Annotated in this window: 2 rRNA genes; both read right to left on the bottom strand. The window is 51.3% G+C overall.

From position 1 onward, the window contains the following. Positions 1-103, bottom strand: a 5S ribosomal RNA gene (gene rrf / locus V3W27_RS28010); the annotation flags it as partial. Between the two features lie 153 nt (positions 104-256). Beyond that, positions 257-3,148 (bottom strand): 23S ribosomal RNA (locus tag V3W27_RS28015). Positions 3,149-3,312 lie beyond the last annotated feature (164 nt).

Consider the following 3,312-nt stretch of genomic DNA (forward strand, 5'->3'; position numbering starts at 1 on the left):
CTACTCTCACATGGGGAAACCCCACACTACCATCGGCGATGCATCGTTTCACTTCTGAGTTCGGGATGGGATCAGGTGGTTCCAACGCTCTATGGTCGTCAAGAAATTCGGGTACTGACTCGTGACCGGTTGGCCTCGCTTCAGCAAATCGGGTATGTGATACAGGTGTTTGTGAGCATCGCGAACTTTCGGTTCATTGCGTCTTCACACACCGCAATCTGGTCTCTTTCGAGCATGCAGATTGCTTGGGTGTTATATGGTCAAGCCTCACGGGCAATTAGTATTGGTTAGCTCAACGCCTCACAGCGCTTACACACCCAACCTATCAACGTCGTAGTCTTCGACGGCCCTTCAGGGAACTCAAGGTTCCAGTGAGATCTCATCTTGAGGCAAGTTTCCCGCTTAGATGCTTTCAGCGGTTATCTTTCCCGAACATAGCTACCCGGCAATGCCACTGGCGTGACAACCGGAACACCAGAGGTTCGTCCACTCCGGTCCTCTCGTACTAGGAGCAGCCCCTCTCAAATCTCAAACGTCCACGGCAGATAGGGACCGAACTGTCTCACGACGTTCTAAACCCAGCTCGCGTACCACTTTAAATGGCGAACAGCCATACCCTTGGGACCGGCTTCAGCCCCAGGATGTGATGAGCCGACATCGAGGTGCCAAACACCGCCGTCGATATGAACTCTTGGGCGGTATCAGCCTGTTATCCCCGGAGTACCTTTTATCCGTTGAGCGATGGCCCTTCCATACAGAACCACCGGATCACTAAGACCTACTTTCGTACCTGCTCGACGTGTCTGTCTCGCAGTCAAGCGCGCTTTTGCCTTTATACTCTACGACCGATTTCCGACCGGTCTGAGCGCACCTTCGTACTCCTCCGTTACTCTTTAGGAGGAGACCGCCCCAGTCAAACTACCCACCATACACTGTCCTCGATCCGGATAACGGACCTGAGTTAGAACCTCAAAGTTGCCAGGGTGGTATTTCAAGGATGGCTCCACGCGAACTGGCGTCCACGCTTCAAAGCCTCCCACCTATCCTACACAAGCAAATTCAAAGTCCAGTGCAAAGCTATAGTAAAGGTTCACGGGGTCTTTCCGTCTAGCCGCGGATACACTGCATCTTCACAGCGATTTCAATTTCACTGAGTCTCGGGTGGAGACAGCGCCGCCATCGTTACGCCATTCGTGCAGGTCGGAACTTACCCGACAAGGAATTTCGCTACCTTAGGACCGTTATAGTTACGGCCGCCGTTTACCGGGGCTTCGATCAAGAGCTTCGCGTTAGCTAACCCCATCAATTAACCTTCCGGCACCGGGCAGGCGTCACACCCTATACGTCCACTTTCGTGTTTGCAGAGTGCTGTGTTTTTAATAAACAGTCGCAGCGGCCTGGTATCTTCGACCGGCATGAGCTTACGGAGCAAGTCCTTCACCCTCACCGGCGCACCTTCTCCCGAAGTTACGGTGCCATTTTGCCTAGTTCCTTCACCCGAGTTCTCTCAAGCGCCTTGGTATTCTCTACCCAACCACCTGTGTCGGTTTGGGGTACGGTTCCTGGTTATCTGAAGCTTAGAAGCTTTTCTTGGAAGCATGGCATCAACCACTTCGTCACCTGAAAGGTAACTCGTCATCAGCTCTCGGCCTTGAGATCCCGGATTTACCTAAGATCTCAGCCTACCACCTTAAACTTGGACAACCAACGCCAAGCTGGCCTAGCCTTCTCCGTCCCTCCATCGCAATAACCAGAAGTACAGGAATATTAACCTGTTTTCCATCGACTACGCTTTTCAGCCTCGCCTTAGGGACCGACTAACCCTGCGTCGATTAACGTTGCGCAGGAAACCTTGGTCTTTCGGCGTGGGTGTTTTTCACACCCATTGTCGTTACTCATGTCAGCATTCGCACTTCTGATACCTCCAGCAAGCTTCTCAACTCACCTTCACAGGCTTACAGAACGCTCCTCTACCGCATCACTTGCGTGATACCCGTAGCTTCGGTGTATGGTTTGAGCCCCGTTACATCTTCCGCGCAGGCCGACTCGACTAGTGAGCTATTACGCTTTCTTTAAAGGGTGGCTGCTTCTAAGCCAACCTCCTAGCTGTCTAAGCCTTCCCACATCGTTTCCCACTTAACCATAACTTTGGGACCTTAGCTGACGGTCTGGGTTGTTTCCCTTTTCACGACGGACGTTAGCACCCGCCGTGTGTCTCCCATGCTCGGCACTTGTAGGTATTCGGAGTTTGCATCGGTTTGGTAAGTCGGGATGACCCCCTAGCCGAAACAGTGCTCTACCCCCTACAGTGATACATGAGGCGCTACCTAAATAGCTTTCGAGGAGAACCAGCTATCTCCGAGCTTGATTAGCCTTTCACTCCGATCCACAGGTCATCCGCTAACTTTTCAACGGTAGTCGGTTCGGTCCTCCAGTCAGTGTTACCTAACCTTCAACCTGCCCATGGATAGATCGCCCGGTTTCGGGTCTATTCCCAGCGACTAGACGCCCTATTAAGACTCGCTTTCGCTACGCCTCCCCTATTCGGTTAAGCTCGCCACTGAAAATAAGTCGCTGACCCATTATACAAAAGGTACGCAGTCACCCAACAAAGTGGGCTCCCACTGCTTGTACGCATACGGTTTCAGGATCTATTTCACTCCCCTCTCCGGGGTTCTTTTCGCCTTTCCCTCACGGTACTAGTTCACTATCGGTCAGTCAGTAGTATTTAGCCTTGGAGGATGGTCCCCCCATATTCAGACAAAGTTTCTCGTGCTCCGTCCTACTCGATTTCATGACTAAAAGATTTTCGCGTACAGGGCTATCACCCACTATGGCCGCACTTTCCAGAGCGTTCCGCTAATCTCAAAGCCACTTAAGGGCTAGTCCCCGTTCGCTCGCCACTACTAAGGGAATCTCGGTTGATTTCTTTTCCTCAGGGTACTTAGATGTTTCAGTTCCCCTGGTTCGCCTCTTGCACCTATGTATTCAGTACAAGATAACCATCTTATGATGGCTGGGTTCCCCCATTCAGACATCTCCGGATCAAAGTCTGTTTGCCGACTCCCCGAAGCTTTTCGCAGGCTACCACGTCTTTCATCGCCTCTGACTGCCAAGGCATCCACCGTATGCGCTTCTTCACTTGACCATATAACCCCAAGCAATCTGGTTATACTGTGAAGACGACATTCGCCGAAAATTCGCAAAACTCTTAAGAGTCACTCACAAATTTTACCTTAGCCTGATCCGTTACCAGTGAAAGTAACGTTCAGTCTATCTTTCTATCACATACCCAAATTTTTAAAGAACGAT

The organism is Pseudomonas sp. AM14(2022) (assembly GCF_036346455.1).
Lineage (GTDB): Bacteria > Pseudomonadota > Gammaproteobacteria > Pseudomonadales > Pseudomonadaceae > Aquipseudomonas > Aquipseudomonas putida_A.